The organism is Rhodococcus sp. MSC1_016 (assembly GCF_023667485.2).
In the GTDB taxonomy this organism is placed as follows: domain Bacteria; phylum Actinomycetota; class Actinomycetes; order Mycobacteriales; family Mycobacteriaceae; genus Rhodococcus_F; species Rhodococcus_F oxybenzonivorans.
In genome coordinates, this window is record NZ_JAMOZI020000001.1 from 3,014,964 (window position 1) to 3,032,825 (window position 17,862).

The following is a 17,862-nucleotide window of genomic DNA, read 5'->3' on the forward strand; positions in this document are numbered from 1 at the left end:
TATCGGACGACTCGGCGCTACACCTTCGTTGCCGTCACTTCGCGAAACGCGTCAGCAGTCGCTCCGCGTCGGCGGCGATCCGGCGGACCACCGCTCCCGCCGGCTGCTCGGAAGTGACCAACCCGGCCGCTTCGCCCGCGTACACGACCCCGAGGTCAGGATTCGCGGGGTCGTACGCCGTGGCGAGTTCGCTCTCTGCGGCGCCGGCGTCGTGCCACTTGCCGGTGAAGTCGTTGCGCAGCGCCCGGCCACCCCACCGCGAAGGCCACGGCTGGCTGCGGGCCTGGTCGAACACCGAGGTGTAGACGGTGTCGGCGCTGCCCGCGGCGATCAGTTTGCTCCGCGCATACTCCGGGCCGATGGTCTCCGGGCTCGCGAGCAGGACGGTCCCGATCATCGCGCCCTCGGCGCCGGCGGCAATCACCGCGGCAAGGCCGCGGCCGGTCGCGATTCCTCCTGCGGCGAGCACGGGCAACGACGTGGCCTCGAGGATCTCCTGCAGCAGGGGCAGCGTCCCGATTCGACCGGTGTGACCACCGGCTTCACCGCCCTGGGCGATGACGACGTCCACGCCGGCAGCTTCCACCACGCGAAGGTCCTCGACGGTGTTGACCTGCGACACCACGAGCGCACCGATGTCGTGGACGCGATCCACATACGGTGCGGGGTTCCCGAACGAGAGCGAGACCACCCGCGGGTTCTGAGCCAGAGCGGCGTCGAGCAGCGCGTCATCGTCGTCGAGCGCCCAGGTCATCAGGCCGATCCCGAAGGCGTCCCCGCCGATGCTGCGCGCGATCGCCACCTCGTCCGCGATCCACTCCGGGGTGGCATAGCGGGCTGCCCCGAGCAGGCCGAGCCCGCCCGCCTTCGACACCTCGCCGACGAGAGTGCCTCCTGCCCGCCCGCCCATCGGGGCTCCGAAGATCGGCACCTCGATCCCGAGAGTCCGGGTCAGCCAGGTTTCGATTGCCACGCCGCGTACCTACTTTCGTTCGGACACCCCGGAGGGGACACCTCCGGGCGGGGCTGCGTTACTTCTTCGGCTTGTCGCCGACCGCTTCGGAGGACAACGCGGCGACGAAAGCCTCCTGGGGCACTTCCACTCGCCCAATGGTCTTCATGCGCTTCTTGCCTTCCTTCTGCTTTTCGAGCAGCTTGCGCTTACGGCTGATGTCGCCGCCGTAGCACTTGGCAAGCACGTCCTTGCGGATCGCGCGGATGTTCTCACGGGAGATGATCTTCGCGCCGATGGCCGCCTGGATGGGGACCTCGAACTGCTGGCGCGGAATGAGCTCGCGCAACTTGGACGTCATCCGTCCGCCGTAGGCGCCGGCGGCAGACCGGTGCACGATCGACGAGAACGCGTCGACGGCCTCGCCCTGGAGCAGGATGTCGACCTTTACCAAATCCGCTTGCTGTTCGCCGGACTCTTCGTAGTCGAGGCTCGCATACCCCTTTGTGCGGGACTTCAGCGCGTCGAAGAAGTCGAACATGATCTCGCCCATGGGCATTTCGTAGCGCAGCTCGACGCGGGTCTCCGACAGATAGTCCATGCCGCCGAGTTCACCGCGCCGGTTCTGGCACAGCTCCATGATCGCCCCGATGAATTCGCTGGGCGCGATGACGGTGCACTTCACCATCGGCTCGTACACCTCGCGGATCTTGCCCTCCGGCCAGTAGGACGGGTTGGTGACGACGTGCTCGGCGCCGTCCTCCATCACCACGCGGTACACCACGTTGGGTGACGTGGAGATGAGTTCGAGGCCGAACTCGCGCTCGAGGCGGTCGCGGGTGATCTCCATGTGCAGCAGTCCGAGGAACCCGCACCGGAAACCGAATCCGAGCGCCACCGACGTCTCCGGCTCGTAAGCGAGTGCGGCGTCGTTCAGGCGCAGCTTGTCCAGAGCGTCGCGCAGCACCGGGTAGTCGGAGCCGTCGAGGGGATACAGACCCGAATAGACCATCGGCTTGGGGTCGCGGTAGCCGACGAGCGGTTCCGTGGCGCCGCCACGGGCTGCGGTGACGGTGTCGCCGACGCGCGACTGCCGCACGTCCTTCACACCGGTGATGAGGTAGCCCACCTCGCCGACACCCAGTCCGATGCTGGCCTTCGGCTCCGGCGAGATGATGCCGACCTCGATGAGGTCATGGGTGGTGCCGGTCGACATCATGGTGATCTTCTCGCGCGGGGAGATCCGCCCGTCGACCACGCGGACGTAGGTGACGACACCGCGGTAGGCGTCGTACACGGAGTCGAAGATCATCGCGCGCGCCGGTCCGTCGGCGTCGCCGACCGGCGCCGGGATCTGCTTCACGACCTCGTCGAGAAGTTCCTTGACGCCCACACCGGTCTTGCCGGACACGCGCAGCACGTCGCCCGGCTCGCAGCCGGTGATGTGCGCGATTTCCTCGGCGTAGCGGTCTGGATCGGCGGCAGGCAGATCGATCTTGTTGAGCACCGGGATGATGGTGAGGTCCTTCTCCATCGCCAGATACAGGTTGGCCAGTGTCTGAGCCTCGATGCCCTGAGCGGCGTCGACCAGCAGCACCGCGCCTTCGCACGCCTCGAGGGCACGCGAGACCTCGTACGTGAAGTCGACGTGCCCGGGCGTGTCGATGAGGTGCATGACGAATTCCTCGTCACCTACCTTCCACGGCAACCGGACGTTCTGCGCCTTGATCGTGATGCCGCGTTCGCGCTCGATGTCCATGCGGTCGAGGTACTGGGCCCGCATCTGCCGTTCTTCGACCACGCCGGTGAGCTGAAGCATGCGGTCGGCCAGCGTCGACTTGCCGTGATCGATGTGCGCGATGATGCAGAAATTCCGGATCTGTGCGGGATCCGTGAACGTCTTGTCGGCGAAGCTGCTGATGGGGGACCCCTTACCTGGACCGGCACCGGCCCGGTTCCGGGCCACTGTCACCTGTCAGGATATCCAAGCCACCGGACTCCGGCTGCTGCGGCATACACGCACTAAGCTCGACGGCCATGGCGAGCACGTGGAGCAGCATCGGGAAGACACTGGCCAAACTGGCGCGAGACAAGGGCCCCCAGTTGCTGCAGCAGCTGCAGAAGTCCGGCGCACTCGACCGCGCAGCCGGTGTGCTGACCGGTTCGGCCACCACCGCGCCGAAGCCGAGCGCTGGCCGCCCGGTTACCGCGAACTCCGCGCCGACTGCCCACCGTGCCCGCAAGGTGCAGTACTCCCCCGACCTGGACGGGCGCGCGGACCCTGGCGAGATCGTGTGGACCTGGGTGGCGTACGAGGAAGATCCGGCACAGGGCAAGGACCGGCCCGTACTGGTCGTCGGGCGGGACGGCGCGACGCTCCTGGGCCTGATGTTGTCTTCGCAGAGCAAGCACGACGGTGACCGCGACTGGGTGGCGGTCGGCTCGGGTTCCTGGGACTCCGAGGGTCGCCCGAGCTGGGTCCGCCTCGACCGGGTGCTCGACGTGCCCGAGGAAGGGATCCGGCGCGAGGGCGCCGTCATGGAGCGGACGACGTTCGAGCTCGTGGCAAGGCGGCTGAGGGCCGATTTCAGCTGGCAGTGAGATTCGCCGGGACAGTAAGGCCGGGCACGCACCGAGGGGTGCGTGCCCGGCATTCGCCGAGGGAGCCGGCTTTCGTCAACTCTGCAGGCGGTCGTACCTGCCGAACAGCGAGCGGTAGGCCAGGGCGCCCACCGCACCGCCGATCAACGGGAAAACGAGGAACAACCACACCTGCGACAGCGCGCCGACCTGATACGGGGCCACGGCGAGACTGCGGGCGGGGTTCACCGACGTGTTGTCGATCGGAATGGACACCAGGTGGATCACCGCGAGGGTGAAGCCGATGGACACACCGGCCAGCGGTACATCCGAGATCTGGTCGGTCGAGGCCAGGACGACGAACACGAGCAAAGCGGTGAGGAGGACCTCGACGATCATCGCAGCACCGATGCCGTATCCGTTCTCCAGAATGCCGCCCAGAGGGCCTTTGATCGCCGAGGGGCTGTGCTCACCCCAGCCGTTGGCCCCGAGCCCGTCGGCCTTGCGGTCGTACGACGGCAGACTCTGCGCGATGGCGTAGATGACGAGTCCTGCGAGGAGGCCGCCGATCACCTGGGCCACGATGTACAGGCCGGCCCGGACCACCGACACTCGGCCGAGGGCCAGATGTCCGATGGTGACGGCCGGATTGACGTGACACCCGGAAATGGGACCGATGGCGTAGACGAGGAAGAGGAGCGTCAGTCCGAAAGCTAGGGCCACACCGAGATTGCCGACCTTGGCTCCGGCGAACACCGCCGTGCCCACTGCCGAGAAAACCAGCACGAAAGTGCCGATTGCCTCCGCCGAGTATTTCTTGATATCCGAGATCGGCTCGACCTCTACGTATTCCTGTGCGGTTGGAGACATTGAACCCACCTTCGTCGGAATGGATCGTTAGTCCTTGCTTTCCACAGTTCTGCGCCGGACTTTACGCCAGGCGTGTGATCTCCACGACGACTTCGAGATCTGTTGCCTGCCCTCCCGAGAAAATTCCCTTGAGCGGCGGGACGTCGGCGTAGTCGCGCCCGACACCCACCGACACGTGCTGCTCGTTGACGGCCACAGCGTTGGTGGGGTCGTACCCCCACCACGCGCCGGTCCATGCCTCCACCCAGGCGTGGCTCTCCCCCGCAATCGTGTCGTCCAGTGCCGCATCCGCTTTCGGGTGCAGATATCCCGACACGTACCGGCTGGGAATCCCCATGCTCCGTAACAGGACGAGCGTCAGGTGGGCGTAATCCTGGCATACGCCTTCCCGTTCGGCCCAGGCCTCGACTGCCGACGTGTGCACGCCCGTGGTCCCGGGAACGTACGCCATCTCCGCGTGCACCCAGTCCGCTGCGGCCACAACGGCTTCCTCGGGCGTACACCCCTTCCGGAGGTCGCGAGCGATCGCGTCGAGCTTCCGGTTGCGGGGCGCGTACTGGGTGTTACTGAGCTGCTCGTTGAACCGGTCCGTCACCGCCGGCCCCGCCAGTTCGTCCCAATCCACCGACTCCTCGGGAGGTGAGAACGGTTCCGTCTCCACGACCGACAGCCCTGTGACCTCGAGTTCCCGATGCGGCGCGTGCAGATCGAAGGCGGTGACCGCGGTACCCCAGTAGTCGGTGTAGCGATACGAACGGGTGGCCGGTGTGGTCTCCACTCGGTTGAGAATCACCGTCTGCCTGCTGTCGCCGCGGGGCGTGAGCCGCGCCTCGTTGTATGAAGACGTCACCGGCGCGTCGTAGGCATAACCGGTGGTGTGCACCACCCTCATTCGCCAGCTCACAACTCTCCCTCCACGACGGCTTCTGCGCCGACGGCCCGTGCATCGGTCCACGCCACCCACGGCGCGGCGTGAAAATACTGCAGTGCGATCGCTTCTCCGAGCTCACGGCAGGTGTCCTGCAAGCCCACCAACCGGTCCTGGAGGTCCTCGAGGAGAACACCGGGAGGCAGGAACTCGAGTTCGCTCCGCGCCCGTCCCAGCAGACGCTGCGCCTCGGCGCGCGGTCCCACCCGGCTGTCGGGTTGATGGTCGAGTTCCGCGAGACATTGTTCCGCCTGCCGGATGGCATGGAACACCGACCGCGGGAACAAGCGGTCGAGGAGGATGAACTCGACGACGCGGTTGGCGTCGAGCGCGCCGCGGTAGGTGCGCAGGTACGTGTCGTGAGCGCCCGCCGAACGCAGAACCGTCACCCATGCCGGCGACGACGGTCGGTCGCCCGCGCGGGACAGCAGCATTCGCGCCAGCATGTCGACACGTTCGATCGAGCGGCCGAGCAGCAGGAAGCGGTAGCCGTCGTCACGACTCATCGTCGAGTCGGCGAGACCGGCGAACATCGCCGCGCGCTCCTCGACGTAGCGGAAGAACTCGTGCGGCCCTAGGCGTTTGGCTGCGCGTTCGCGTTCCGCCAGACCGTTGTACGTGGCGTTGAGGCACTCCCACATCTCACTCGACGTGACCTCGCGGGCGCCTCGGGCGTTCTCGCGTGCGCTGGCGAGCGAGTCGATGATGGAGCCGACCTGATTGCGACTGAAGGCGACGAGTTCGGTGACCGAGCGCACGTCGAGTTCTGTACTCGGAGCAGGGATCCCGAGAACCCGCAGGAGCAGCCGGGACGTTCGGTCCGGATTCACCGACGCATCGTCGAGCAGTTGATGCACCGCGACGTCGAGAATCCGCGCCATGTCGTCGGCACGCTCGACGTACCGGCCGATCCAGTACAACGATTCCGCGTTTCTCGCCAGCATCAGCCCTCACCTCCACACTTCTTCTGCTGCTGCTGCTGCTGCTGTTGCTGTTGCTGTTGCTGTTGCGACGTACTGAGTTCGGGACCCTGCTCGGCTTCTGCGGTCTGCGCAGGTTCGGTGACGAGTTCCTCCCCCGCGAGTTCCTGTTCCTCATCCGAGGTTCGGCTGGCGAGCACCCAAGTGTCCTTGCTGCCACCGCCCTGACTGGAATTGACCACGAGAGAACCCTCGGGCAGGGCAACCCGGGTCAGTCCCCCTGGCAGCACCCACACGTCCTCGCCGTCGTTCACCGCGAACGGGCGAAGGTCGACGTGCCGGGGCACGAGCTCGTCACCGATCTTGGTCGGCACCGTGGACAACTGGACCAGCGGCTGGGCGATCCATCCCCGCGGGTCTGCCCTAATTTTCCGGGTGATCGTGTTCAGTTCCTTGGGTGAGGCGTCGGGACCGAAGACGATGCCGTAGCCACCCGAACCTTCCACCGGTTTGATGACCAGTTCGTCCACGCGGTCAAGCACCTGCTCGCACTCGTCGTCGAGCCAGCACCGGAACGTGTCGACGTTCGCGAGCAGCGGCTTCTCACCGAGGTAGTAGTCGATGATCTGCGGCACATAGGTGTAGACCAGCTTGTCGTCGGCGACACCGTTTCCGACGGCACTCGAGATGACGACGTTGCCGGCCCGCGCGGCGTTGAGAACACCGGCCACACCCAATACCGAATCCGGCCGGAAATGCATCGGGTCGAGGTAGTCGTCGTCGATGCGGCGGTAGATGACGTCCACCTGGCGCTCACCCTCGGTGGTGCGCATGTAGACCATGTTGTCGCGGCAGAAGAGGTCGCGGCCCTCGACGAGTTCCACCCCCATCTGGCGCGCGAGCAGTGAATGCTCGAAATAGGCAGAGTTCGCGACACCGGGAGTGAGCACCACCACGGTCGGGTCGGCCTCGTTGAGCGCGGCGGACGCCCGCAGTGCGCGCAGCAGATGCGTGGAGTAGTCGCCGACCGAACGCACGCGATGGGACATGAACAGGTCGGGGAAGACGCGCGCCATGGTGCGGCGATTCTCCATCACATAGGACACTCCCGACGGCGAGCGCAGGTTGTCCTCGAGTACGCGGAACACGCCGTTCTCGTCACGAACGAGGTCGATACCGGCCACGTGAATGCGCACACCGTTGGGTGGAACGATGCCCGACGCCTCCCGATGGAAGTGCTCACACGAGGTGACCAATCGTTTCGGGAGGACGTGATCGCGCAGGATGCGCTGCTCCCCGTAGACGTCGTGGAGAAACATCTCGAGCGCTTTTACGCGCTGCTTGATCCCTTTCTCGAGGCGCGTCCACTCCGCGGCGGCGATCACCCGGGGGACGAGATCGAGCGGAAACGGCCGTTCCTGACCGGAGAGGGAGAATGTCACGCCCTGGTCGATGAAGGCCCTGCCCAGCGCCTCGGAGCGGGCGGCGAGATCAGCGCTGTCGGCCGGCTCGAGGGCCTTGAAGACACCCTTGTAGGGCGGCCGGACACTTCCGTCACGGTCGAACATCTCGTCGAACGCCAGCCCGTACCCTCCCACGTCGACATAGCCGTCGAACACGTGCGCGGGCCGCGCCGGCGTGCGTGATCGGGTCGTCACAGAGGCTCGCGACTGAGCTGCTGACGCTTTCACGCCCTTCTGTCTGCTGTCGCCCGAGATGGGAGCCGGCGCCTTCGTGCTTCCCTGCGACTTCGTTACTCTTGACGACTTCGATGCTGGGGGCGTCATCCCAGACATGCTGCTACATGTACACCCGTTCAGCAGCGCAGCCGCCCTGTCCCCGGCGCGTCCGGGGTCCGGTTTGAGATCGGACCCCGATCACTGGTAATCTCGCCTGTCGGTGCATAAGTGTGCGCCCACAGCTTTCTAGACCGTATCCAGCTTAAGACGACAGGATTTTACGCGTGGCCAACATCAAGTCCCAGGTGAAGCGGATCCGTACCAACGAGGCGGCCCGACTCCGTAACCAGTCGGTGAAGTCCTCGCTGCGCACGGCCATCCGCTCGTTCCGCGAGGCTGCGGCGGCCGGTGACAAGGACAAGGCCAACGAGCTCCTCGTCGCCACCAGCCGCAAGCTCGACAAGGCGGCCAGCAAGGGCGTCATTCACGCCAACCAGGCTGCCAACAAGAAGTCTGCTCTCGCGCAGGCTCTCAACAAGATCTGACGACACCTTCGTCGTAGCTCTCCAGCAGCCGCTCGGTCCTCGGATCGAGCGGCTGTTGTCGTGCGCCGATCAGAGCTGCCGTAGCAGCGATACGCGTCCGACCGCGCTCTCGACGGCATAGTCCGCGTCCGCAGCGGCACCTTTCACGTCTGCGTTGAGAGCGGCGACGATACGCAACGCTTCGCCGACGGACGCCGGAGTCCACCCTTTGGCGATAGCCTGCACCTTCTTGATCTTCCAGGGCGGCATACCCAGCTCGGACGCCATCCGAAACGGATCCCCCCTGCCTGCGGGCGCCACGCGCGCAATCGAGTGCACCGCGTCGGCGAGCGCGTCCGCGAGCAGCACGTGCGGTACCCCACGCAGCATGGCCCATCGCAGCGCTTCCCTGGCACCCGCCGTGTCCCCGGCCACAGCCTTGTCCGCAACATCGAACCCGGTCACCTCGGCCTTGCCCGAGTAGTACCGCTGAACGGCAGCCACGTCGATCTTCCCGCCGGTGTCAGCGGTGAGCTGTGAGCAGGCGGCCGCAAGTTCTCGCAGATTCGAGCCCACACCCTCGAACACGGTCTGCACCACTTCCGGTGACACCCGGACGCCTAGCGTTCGGAACTCGCCGCGGATGAAGCCGATGATGTCACCGGACTTCAACTTGGCGCACTGGTGAGTGACCGCGCCGAGTTTCTCGAGGGAGCCGGTCATCGCCTTTGCACGCCCACCGCCGGAGTGCAGAACCACGAGTACGACACCTGGCGGCGGGTCTGCTGCGGCGTCGAGAATGAGCGCGACCGCATCCTTACCCGCCTCCGCGGCGGACTCGAGCACCACCACCCGGTCTTCCGCGAACAGGGACGGACTCAGCAGCTCGGCCAGTTCTGCTGCACCGGCATCACCGGCCCGCAGCCGGTTGACGGGCAGTTCAGCACCCTGCGCGACGGCAGCAGTGGCCCGGACCTGGGCGACCACGGTCGACACCGCGCGTTCGACGAGGAATTCCTCGTCGCCGAGGACCAGGTGAAGTTGTTCGAGCTGGGTTGGGGTGCTCACGCGACAATCGTGCCACGGGCGGCGGACACGGACGGCGACCCCCGGCGCCTATCGGACGGACGCGACCTCAACTGATCACCTCTCGCGTCAGGAATGCCAGCACGTCGGCCAGCGAGCCGCGCCGTTCGAACTCGGCGCGTTGCTGCTCTGCGCCCGTTCCGTCACGGAGCATCGAATCGAGTCCGGCTTCGAGGAAGCCCCGATCCTCCGCGCCGAGGACGTCACTCACCGTGTCGTGCAGCAATTCGAGTTGCCGCCGGATCGCCAGAGGCCGGGCCGAAACCGGACTCGTACATTCCCCGTCGAGCCCTTCTCGGGCTGCCCGCCACTGCTCCGCACGTAAGAGTTCGATCCGCGGTGAGTCGACGGACACCCCGTCGTCGATGTACCGCAACGCCCGCGCGACCAGCCCCTTCACCGCAATGGCGTACACGGACGCGTGCGCGGCGGTCATGGCGACGTCCGCGATCCGAATCTCGATGGTCGGCTGCGCGTCGGACAGTCGAACGTGCCAATAGATCATGCCGCGGTCGAGAGCAGCGCCGCTGGCGATCATCGCGGTCACGGTGTCCTCGTACTCCTCAGCGGAGTCGAAACGCGGCGGCGGGCCTGCGGATGGCCAGCGCGACCACAGGATGTGACGCCAGCTGTGGTAGCCGGTGTCCTGCCCGCTGTGGAATGGCGAGTTCGCGGCCAGCGCGAGGACGACGGGCAGCCATCCTCGGATGTAGTTGCTCACCTGTACACCGATCTGACGGTTCGGTATCCCCACGTGAACATGGCAGCCACACGTAGTGACCGAATCGACGATCGGCCCGAAACGACGAGCCATCTTCTGGTAGCGCGGTGTCGGCGTGATGGCAGCGGGACCTTCCTCGACCATCAGCGGGGTGCCACTGGGCAGGAGCAGGAGATCGCGGTCCGCGGCAACCTTCACCAGACTGCTGCGCAGAGTGCGCAATTGCTCGTGCACCTCTTCACCGGTGGAGCACACACCGGTCGCCGTTTCGATCTGGGGCCGGGACAGTTCCCGCTGCAGTCCCTGGATTTCCTCACCGGCTTCCGCCACCACATCGGGTCCCGCGTCGGAGAGATGCCCCGAGGAGTCGACCAGGAAAAACTCCTCCTCGACGCCGACGGTGAGGTTTCGAACCGATTCCCTTGCTGCAGCGCCCATCCGAGAGGTATCCCCCGATCGGTCGATACGAAACCGGAGCACCCGCTCACGTGAAGCCGATCACCTCTTCACCCCATGCACGGCGAAGATCCCGATCGGGGTCCCCCACCACCGCATCCGCCTTGCCGATCAACAGCGTGGCGCGGTCCGTCTCGTCGTACCGTGGCCAGGGCGTTTCGGTTTCCCCGCCGTCCGGGCTGCCCGCCGACGCGAAGGACAGCCACCGCCGCTGAATCCGATCGGATACGTGAGCGGCGGTCCGGCGGCCACCGAGCTTGAAGGTGGGGTCCCGGGGGACGACACCGAAGTTCCCGAACACATAGGGCACTTCCGTCCCGTGGGTCGCACCGATTCGCGCCGCCCGGAGAAAAGGCGTGGCGTAATCGAACCGATACAACCACGTGGGTGCGACGCGACTGTGGGCCTCGGCGATCCACAAAGTGGGCATCCGGAAAGCAGCGTCCCGCGAGATCTCCATTGCGGACCGCCTCTTCGGGTAATCGGGGTATGCCGCCTCCACCTGCTGCTCTTCGTCCACCGGCAGGTCGGGGTTGTCGGCCGCGATCGCCACGAACATCTGGTGGACGGCGTCCGGGGTGATGGGCATGAGCGGAGACTTCATCAGCCGGAACATCGACGCCTCGTCCTTGTTGGTCCCGATCAGCAGCGGCACCTTGTGCGCGAGGCCGTGACGGAACGCGGCCACCGGGTAGTGCGGTACCACGTCACCGTCCACGGTGGGCGCAACCGCCAGCGTGCCGGGGACGCGAGCAGGCACCTGCTGCACGAGTTCCACGCAGGCCGCAGTCAACACGTCGACGGGAAGATCGCGGAGACGTCCCACCTCGGCGGGAGCTAGTCCGACTAGTTCGAGGAACGACTCGGCAATAGACGCCGCGCGCTCGCTGCCGTAGACCGAGGTCGCGGGTGAACTCTCGGCGATCGCCCGGTGGAAGAGTCCCTCCGCGGCGGGCGACGTCATCAGAGTGGTCACCGCGCCGCCCCCCGCGGACTCGCCGAACAGTGTCACATCGGCCGGGTCGCCACCGAACGCGGCGATGTTCGCTCGCACCCACTTCAGCGCCTCGATCTGATCGCGGAGACCGAGGTTCGTATCGAAAGGCTGCTCTGCCGTCGAGAACGACGAGAAGTCCAGGAAACCGAGAGCACCCAGTCGATAATTGATCGTGACCACCACGACGTCGCCGCGCTCCACCAGATGGCAGGCATCGAACATCCGCTGCGCCGAGGACCCGAGGTAGTAGGCACCACCATGAATCCACACCATGACGGGGCGTGGTCGATGCTGCGGACCTTCGGGGGCCCAGACGTTCAGTGACAGGCAATCCTCGTCGACCGTGAGGCCGGGGTCGATGGGCAGCGGCCCGTGCTCGTTCTGCGGTGCTATCGGCCCGAACACCGAGCAGTCGCGCACGCCCTCCCACGCCGCAGCAGCCTGTGGGGCGCGGAAGCGCAGGTCGCCGATCGGCGGAGCCGCATAGGGTATCCCCTTCCACACCAGTGCGCCGGCGAAGCGCACGCCTCGCGCGGTTCCCTGAGCGATGGTCACGAGTGGACTATCGGCGGACGGCACCATGCCGCCATCTTCGCTGCCGACAAGGATTCCCGAGTCGGTTCCAGCAATTCTTCCGGCCGGGGCACGGCCCGACCCCCATCTGGCAGACTGGGCGTCAACACTGGGCGTGCCCGGATGTGGAGGACCCGATGCGGGACGACGAGCAGGAAGCGACTCGCTCACAGCCTGTCGACAAAGCGTCGGCATCGTTGACAGGATTGGCCGAACTGGTATACGCCGGCGCGGACTTTCGGGATGTCCAGCAAGCAGTCTGCGATGTCGCCCCCATTCTCGTCGACGGCTGTTCCCACGCCAGCCTGATGCTTCACGAGAAGGGTCGATTCGTCACCGCCGCGGCCAATGACACCATCGCCGCCCGGGTGGACGAATTGGAGCGGAGCGAAAACGAAGGTCCGTGTGTCGATGCCATCGTCGAGGAGACACCGCAATTGGTACCGGACCTGACCGCCGCACACGAGTGGCCACGATTGGTGCGCCGGGTGCTCGCCGAGACCCCGGTTCGCGGTGCAGCCGGGTTCCGCCTCGTCGTCCGGCGTCGGAAGGTCGGCGCCCTCAACCTCTTCGCCGATACGCCCGGCGCGTTGACGGCAGCATCCGTCGAACAGGGGATCATGCTCGCATCGTTCGCCGCTGTAGCCCTCACCGCTGCGCATGAGCACCTCGAAGCGGAGACGTTACGGGCGGGGTTGACCAGCAATCGGGAGATAGGGAAGGCATTGGGCTTGATGATGGCGTTTCACAACATCACCGAAGACCAGGCGCTGGCGATCCTGCAGGCGACATCTCAGGAAATGAACGTCAAGATCTCGGCGCTGGCTGAGGAAATCATCGTTCACCACCACAAGAACCTGAGCTGACCGGCACCAGTTCAGCCCCCGACTTCACTCCAGCTCGGCGGACTCCGGGTTCCCGGCAATGCCCAGCATGGACAGCAGCAACCGGCAATCGTCGGCGTCCAGCGATGATGCGGCGACGACGCGCTGCGCCCGGCGAACCTGACCCGCGTCGAGGACATCGTCCACATCGAGATCTGCCTGCTCAGCTTCCGACATACCTCTCACCTCCAATGCGGATGCACTTCAGGACCATTCGCCGCAGTATTTGTCACCGGATGGTAGTCGCAGTTGCCGCGCGGCATACACACATCGCGCATCGAATCCGCAATCGGTGCGGCCTACGGAAGTGCCCGTAACGGTTCGCTCAGTTCGTTCGCGAAGAATTCGAAGAATCCATCGACGTCGGGACCCGCGTTGATCAGCGCCAGACGATCGAACCCGGCGTCGACGAACTTACCGGCCACCTCCAGATGACGCTGCACGTCAGGACCACACGCCATCCCTTCCTGGACATCCTCCGGACGTACTGTCGCCGTGGCCGCCTCGAAGTTGATCGGGTTCGGCAGCTCCGCCTGCACCTTCCATCCCGTCATACCGAAACGGAACTTGTCGTGCGCCGAGTTCACGGCCGACTCCACGTCCGGCGCCCACGCGAGCGGCACTTCACCGTACTTGGGCCCCGATCCGCCGGCGTCGGAGTACGCCCGCACCAGTTCGGCGTCGGGTTCGGTGGCGAACAACCCGTCGCCCAGTTCCGCGGCGAGCCGCGCGGCTTCCGCGCCCCCTGCCGCGACGGCAATCGTGGGCGGCACCTCGGGCAGGTCGTACACGCGGGCGTCGTCCAACGTCAGGTGCTTGCCCTCGTAGGAGTGGTAGCCACCCGACCACAGCAGTCGAATGATGTCGAGCGATTCGCGCAGCATCTCGTGCCGCACCCGCACCGACGGCCACCCACCGCCCACCACATGTTCGTTGAGACGCTCTCCCGAGCCCAGGCCGAGTTTGAAGCGCCCTTCGCTCAGCACTGCGGTGGTGGCGGCGGCCTGCGCGATGATTGCGGGGTGGTAGCGGACGAACGGGCAGGTGACACCCGTTGCCAAGCCGATGGTGCTGGTTCGGGCGGCGGCCGCGGCGAGCATCGACCACACGAATCCCGAGTGGCCGTGACTGTAGAGCCAAGGATGGTAATGATCACTCACCTCGACGAAGTCGAAACCCGCACGCTCGGCCTCCACCGCTTGGCGCACGATTTCCCGTGGATCGAACGTTTCGGCCATGAGCTTGAAACCGACCTGCATGAGGAATCCTCCTGTGTCGTCGAGTTCCGAGCAGGTTGCCCGCACGGCGGCGTACTCACACAGCGCCGGCGAGAGAGGCAGGCCACACCGGTGCCCAGAGCAGCGCGAGACCGACCGCGGCCCCGAACAGCAGCAGGCGGAATCGTCGGAAGCGCAACGCCACCCCGATCAAGACTGTGCAGGCGAGGACGGACAGTGCGCCTACCGGCCCCGACGGGACCGGTATCGACGCCCCGGGGATCCGCGACCCCTGGTCGGCCACGGTGACGAGCCACCAGAGTGGCCACTGCGTCAGGCGTACCGTCACTTCCGCGACCGGCACCGAGACCGCTGATACGAGGGCGGTGACGGCGCCGAGCACCGTGACGATTCCGATGACAGGCGCGACCAGGAGATTGGCCCCCACCGACACCGCGCTCACGGTCCCCGTCATTGCGGCGACGATGGGCGCGGTCACCGCGAAGGCAGCCACTGCGACGGCCACCATTTCCGCTGCCGCGCGCGGCCATCGCCGCTCAACGAGAAGGTCCACCCAGACCGGCGCGACGACGATCAACGCCGCGGTGGCCGTGACGGACAGGAGAAAACCGAAGTCCACAGCCAGCGCCGGAAAGCACATCAGCAACACGATGACACCCGCGGCGAGAGCCGGTACCGCCTGCTTTCGCCGACCGCTCACGAGAGCGAGCAACGCAACCGAGCCCATCGCCGCGGCGCGCAGCACGCTGGGCGACGGCCTCGCCACTACGACGAAAGCGACCAGCGCGCCGGCCGCCAGAACGGCGCCGGCCCGCGGGCCGAGTCCGAGCGCCCGGACCAGGAGCAACACCGCTCCCAGGAGGATGCTGACGTTCGCGCCGGACACCGCCGTCAGGTGTGTCAGTCCGGTTGTCGTGAAATCGTCCTTCACCTCGGCCGACAGCGACGACGTATCCCCCACCACCAGCCCAGGCAGCAGTCCGGCCTCGTCGGGCGGCAGAACGGCGGCCGCGACTGTGAACCGGGCGCGCAGGGTGCCCGCCCATCGCTGGTGAGGAGGTGCCGGTCCCACTTCCGAGGGTGGACCGGACACCCGGACCGTGGCCAGAGTCAGGTCGCGGTGCATCGGCGGGCTCACCTGCCCTCGCAGGACCACCTCCTGTCCCGGCAGCAGACCGGACCACCCATCGGACGGGGCGAGTACGACTATCGACCCACTCGCGTGAACAGTCTCGGTGGCTTTGCGTATCTCGCGCAGATGCGCGTCGACGCGGACCCGTCGGCCGAAACTCGCGAGCTGCTGTGGGTCGTCGGCGATTTCGATCACCAACGTCACCCACGCACCGTTCGACGCCAGGTTCACCATCGGGTGCGTCTCGGCGGCCTGTACCCGCACGGCGACGGCCGTGCTACACACGCATCCGAACAGAAGAAGCGCCAGTGCCGTCGTCCGATGCGCTGTCCACCGGGAGTCACCCGACCGAACACTCGCCGCGACCAGCGCGACAGCAACGAGAAACGAGCCACCCACCACGCACAACGCGGTTCGTGAACCCCACAGGATCCCGCCTCCGGTCGTTGCCCAGCAGGCCGCAGCGAAGGGAACGAGGCGGACGTCGAGCCGGTGCGACTCCCGCTCGGACCTCACACGGTGACCTGCGACCGTAGCTTCTCGAGGCGCACCGGCCCGATCCCGTCCACCTCGCCGAGTTGGGCCACGTCCGTGAACTTCCCATTGGTGGTGCGCCACGCAATGATGGCTGCCGCGGTCACCGGGCCGACGCCGGGCAAGGCATCGAGCTCGGTCTCCGTGGCCGTGTTCAGATCGACGAGCCCGCCCGTCGTTGCCTTCCCGTCCGCCGGTGCGGCGCCCGGAGTGGAGACGCCGCCCACCGCACTGGGCGCCGCTCCGGGCGCGGCCACCCCAACCACGATTTGGTCACCATCGGAAAGTCGTTGCGCCAGATTGAGAGCGAGAATGTCTCCGCCGGTGCGCACTCCTCCCGCGGCGGCGAGTGCGTCGGCAACCCGTGAGCCAGGCGGCAGCCGCACGAGCCCGGGCGTGCTCACCAAACCGACCACGCTCACCACGATTTCGTCCACCGGCGGCGGAAGCAGCGGCCGAGCTGCCTCGGCCGGCTCCGCGGCGGGGGTGGCCTCCGAACGGACGTGCGCAAGGGGAAGGGAGGGCACGGCCTGCGCCTCCGGCTGACCGCTGCGAACACTGATCACGGCGACTGTCGCCAGAATCAGCCCCACTATGACGAGGACGGCTGCGCCTGCGCGGCCGGGGTCGACGCGCGCATCCCGCCAGCGTTCCGGAAGGGCGCGGGACCATCGCCCTTGCGCAGACCACGACGGCGCGTCCTCGGTTTCGGCGTCCTCGGCGTGCGCCAACCATCCCGGTGTGGAGGGGCCGGACGGGGCTACCGCACCCGGAGGAAGATGCGCGTCCTCCCCCGACGTGATGAACGCAAGACGGCTCCGTCCTCGCGAACGCTCTTCCCTGTTGCCCATGCAGAGAAGGTAGAACGTCGCGGCGGCCGATCAGCGAGGTTGTGGGCGAGAAAAATTGGCCTGTGGATCAGCTCGAGGTTGTGGATGAATCGGCGTCTGGATAGCCCTCGGCGGGCTCCGGGCAGAGAACGACGCCCACAGCGCCTGCCCCCACGTGGGCCCCGATCACCGAACTGAAATCAGTGACTACGAGGTCGCTGACCTGCGGAATTCGTTCTTTCAGCCGCTGCGCGACCGACTCGGCCCGGTCGGGTGCATGCATGTGATGCACAGCCACCGAGGTTCTGTCCACCCCTGCCAGCTCGACGGCGGAATCGATCATCTTCGCCATCGCCTTGGTGGAGGTCCGGGTTTTCTCCTTCAGGACGAGTCGTCCATCCACGAGATGCAGCACCGGTTTCATCGCCAGCGCGGTGCCGAGCAACGCGGCCGCAGCGCCGATCCGCCCCCCGCGGCGCAACTGATCGAGCCGGTCCACGACAATCAGGCAACGGCTGCGACCCGCTACGTCGACAGCCCGCCGGTACACCGTCTCGAGGTCGGCACCGCTCATCGCCAACCGTGCTGCTTCCAGCACCGGGTATCCCAAACCCATTCCAGCCGACTGGGAATCGACGATGCGCACGCGACCGTCGAACTCCTGCGCCGCCTGTCGTCCGGCCTCCCAGGTTCCCGACAACTGGCGGGAAATGTGCACGGCGACCACGCCGGCGCCCTCGCTCGCTTCCCACGCCGCCGCATAGGCCTCGGACAGCTCGCCGGGCGAGGCACCCGCGGTGGTGACGCCGGCGAGGTCCTCCGGAATGACGTCGATTCCCTCGCGAAAGTCCTCGTCGCCGCTGAGAACATGAAGGGGCACGACCTGGATTGCTTGCTCCTCGACGACCTCGGGAACGAGCGAGGCCGACGAATCGGTGACAACGACAACGGGCATGGG

The 17,862-nt window shown here is 66.6% G+C and carries 17 protein-coding genes; 3 read left to right on the forward strand and 14 right to left on the reverse strand.

Annotation, left to right across the window (positions count from 1 at the left end; translation table 11 throughout):
- Window positions 1–34 precede the first annotated feature (34 nt).
- A complete protein-coding gene (locus tag L1080_RS13920; RefSeq protein WP_159921445.1) occupies window positions 35–973 on the reverse strand; it encodes an NAD(P)H-dependent flavin oxidoreductase in 939 nt (312 codons plus the stop codon).
- 58 nt (window positions 974–1,031) lie between these two features.
- Complete coding sequence (gene lepA, locus L1080_RS13925) at window positions 1,032–2,924, reverse strand: translation elongation factor 4 (RefSeq protein ID WP_109328974.1); 1,893 nt, start codon at window positions 2,922–2,924, stop codon at window positions 1,032–1,034.
- Window positions 2,925–2,989: 65 nt separating this feature from the next.
- Between lepA and L1080_RS13930 the strand changes: the two genes are divergently transcribed.
- Window positions 2,990–3,553, forward strand: a complete 564-nt coding sequence (locus L1080_RS13930) for a type II toxin-antitoxin system PemK/MazF family toxin (protein WP_250771431.1) — start codon at window positions 2,990–2,992, stop codon at window positions 3,551–3,553.
- Window positions 3,554–3,628: 75 nt separating this feature from the next.
- On the opposite strand, the gene L1080_RS13935 is transcribed toward L1080_RS13930, so the two are convergent.
- The 4 genes from L1080_RS13935 to L1080_RS13950 all read right to left on the reverse strand — a co-directional run bounded on the left by L1080_RS13935 (window position 3,629) and on the right by L1080_RS13950 (window position 7,908).
- Window positions 3,629–4,402 (reverse strand): aquaporin, encoded by a 774-nt coding sequence (locus L1080_RS13935; protein ID WP_109328969.1) that lies wholly within the window; start codon window positions 4,400–4,402, stop codon window positions 3,629–3,631.
- 61 nt (window positions 4,403–4,463) lie between these two features.
- Window positions 4,464–5,294, reverse strand: coding sequence for a transglutaminase family protein (locus tag L1080_RS13940; protein WP_213578105.1), 831 nt, complete (start codon window positions 5,292–5,294; stop codon window positions 4,464–4,466).
- A gap of 8 nt (window positions 5,295–5,302) precedes the next feature.
- Window positions 5,303–6,274: an alpha-E domain-containing protein gene (locus tag L1080_RS13945; RefSeq protein WP_159921439.1), complete on the reverse strand. Its 972-nt coding sequence runs from the start codon at window positions 6,272–6,274 to the stop codon at window positions 5,303–5,305.
- Window positions 6,274–7,908, reverse strand: a complete 1,635-nt coding sequence (locus tag L1080_RS13950; RefSeq protein ID WP_250771428.1) for a circularly permuted type 2 ATP-grasp protein — start codon at window positions 7,906–7,908, stop codon at window positions 6,274–6,276. The genes L1080_RS13945 and L1080_RS13950 overlap by 1 nt, the downstream gene beginning before the upstream one ends.
- Before the next feature lie 305 nt (window positions 7,909–8,213).
- Here L1080_RS13950 and rpsT point away from each other — a divergent pair, with 305 nt between their 5' ends.
- Window positions 8,214–8,474 (forward strand): 30S ribosomal protein S20, encoded by a 261-nt coding sequence (gene rpsT / locus L1080_RS13955; protein WP_109328964.1) that lies wholly within the window; start codon window positions 8,214–8,216, stop codon window positions 8,472–8,474.
- 69 nt (window positions 8,475–8,543) lie between these two features.
- On the opposite strand, the gene holA is transcribed toward rpsT, so the two are convergent.
- From holA to L1080_RS13970, 3 genes are all read right to left on the reverse strand, one after another.
- Window positions 8,544–9,521 carry a DNA polymerase III subunit delta gene (holA, locus tag L1080_RS13960; protein ID WP_159921435.1) on the reverse strand — a complete coding sequence of 326 codons (978 nt, stop codon included), beginning with the start codon at window positions 9,519–9,521 and terminating at the stop codon, window positions 8,544–8,546.
- A gap of 67 nt (window positions 9,522–9,588) precedes the next feature.
- Window positions 9,589–10,698, reverse strand: a complete 1,110-nt coding sequence (locus L1080_RS13965) for a carboxylate-amine ligase (RefSeq protein ID WP_250771425.1) — start codon at window positions 10,696–10,698, stop codon at window positions 9,589–9,591.
- A gap of 46 nt (window positions 10,699–10,744) precedes the next feature.
- A complete protein-coding gene (locus tag L1080_RS13970) occupies window positions 10,745–12,295 on the reverse strand; it encodes a carboxylesterase/lipase family protein (RefSeq protein ID WP_250771422.1) in 1,551 nt (516 codons plus the stop codon).
- A 128-nt stretch (window positions 12,296–12,423) separates the two neighbouring features.
- Between L1080_RS13970 and L1080_RS13975 the strand changes: the two genes are divergently transcribed.
- Window positions 12,424–13,152 (forward strand): GAF and ANTAR domain-containing protein, encoded by a 729-nt coding sequence (locus tag L1080_RS13975; RefSeq protein ID WP_250771420.1) that lies wholly within the window; start codon window positions 12,424–12,426, stop codon window positions 13,150–13,152.
- Between the two features lie 24 nt (window positions 13,153–13,176).
- On the opposite strand, the gene L1080_RS13980 is transcribed toward L1080_RS13975, so the two are convergent.
- From L1080_RS13980 to L1080_RS14000, 5 genes are all read right to left on the reverse strand, one after another.
- Complete coding sequence (locus L1080_RS13980) at window positions 13,177–13,347, reverse strand: hypothetical protein (RefSeq protein WP_201453556.1); 171 nt, start codon at window positions 13,345–13,347, stop codon at window positions 13,177–13,179.
- A 122-nt stretch (window positions 13,348–13,469) separates the two neighbouring features.
- Entirely contained in the window at window positions 13,470–14,429 is a 960-nt protein-coding gene (locus L1080_RS13985) for a TIGR03557 family F420-dependent LLM class oxidoreductase (RefSeq protein WP_250771416.1), read from the reverse strand.
- Window positions 14,430–14,484: 55 nt separating this feature from the next.
- A complete protein-coding gene (locus tag L1080_RS13990) occupies window positions 14,485–16,056 on the reverse strand; it encodes a ComEC/Rec2 family competence protein (RefSeq protein WP_250771412.1) in 1,572 nt (523 codons plus the stop codon).
- Window positions 16,053–16,925, reverse strand: coding sequence for a ComEA family DNA-binding protein (locus L1080_RS13995; RefSeq protein WP_250771409.1), 873 nt, complete (start codon window positions 16,923–16,925; stop codon window positions 16,053–16,055). The genes L1080_RS13990 and L1080_RS13995 overlap by 4 nt, the downstream gene beginning before the upstream one ends.
- A 67-nt stretch (window positions 16,926–16,992) precedes the next feature.
- A complete protein-coding gene (locus tag L1080_RS14000) occupies window positions 16,993–17,859 on the reverse strand; it encodes a DegV family protein (protein ID WP_250771406.1) in 867 nt (288 codons plus the stop codon).
- Window positions 17,860–17,862 lie beyond the last annotated feature (3 nt).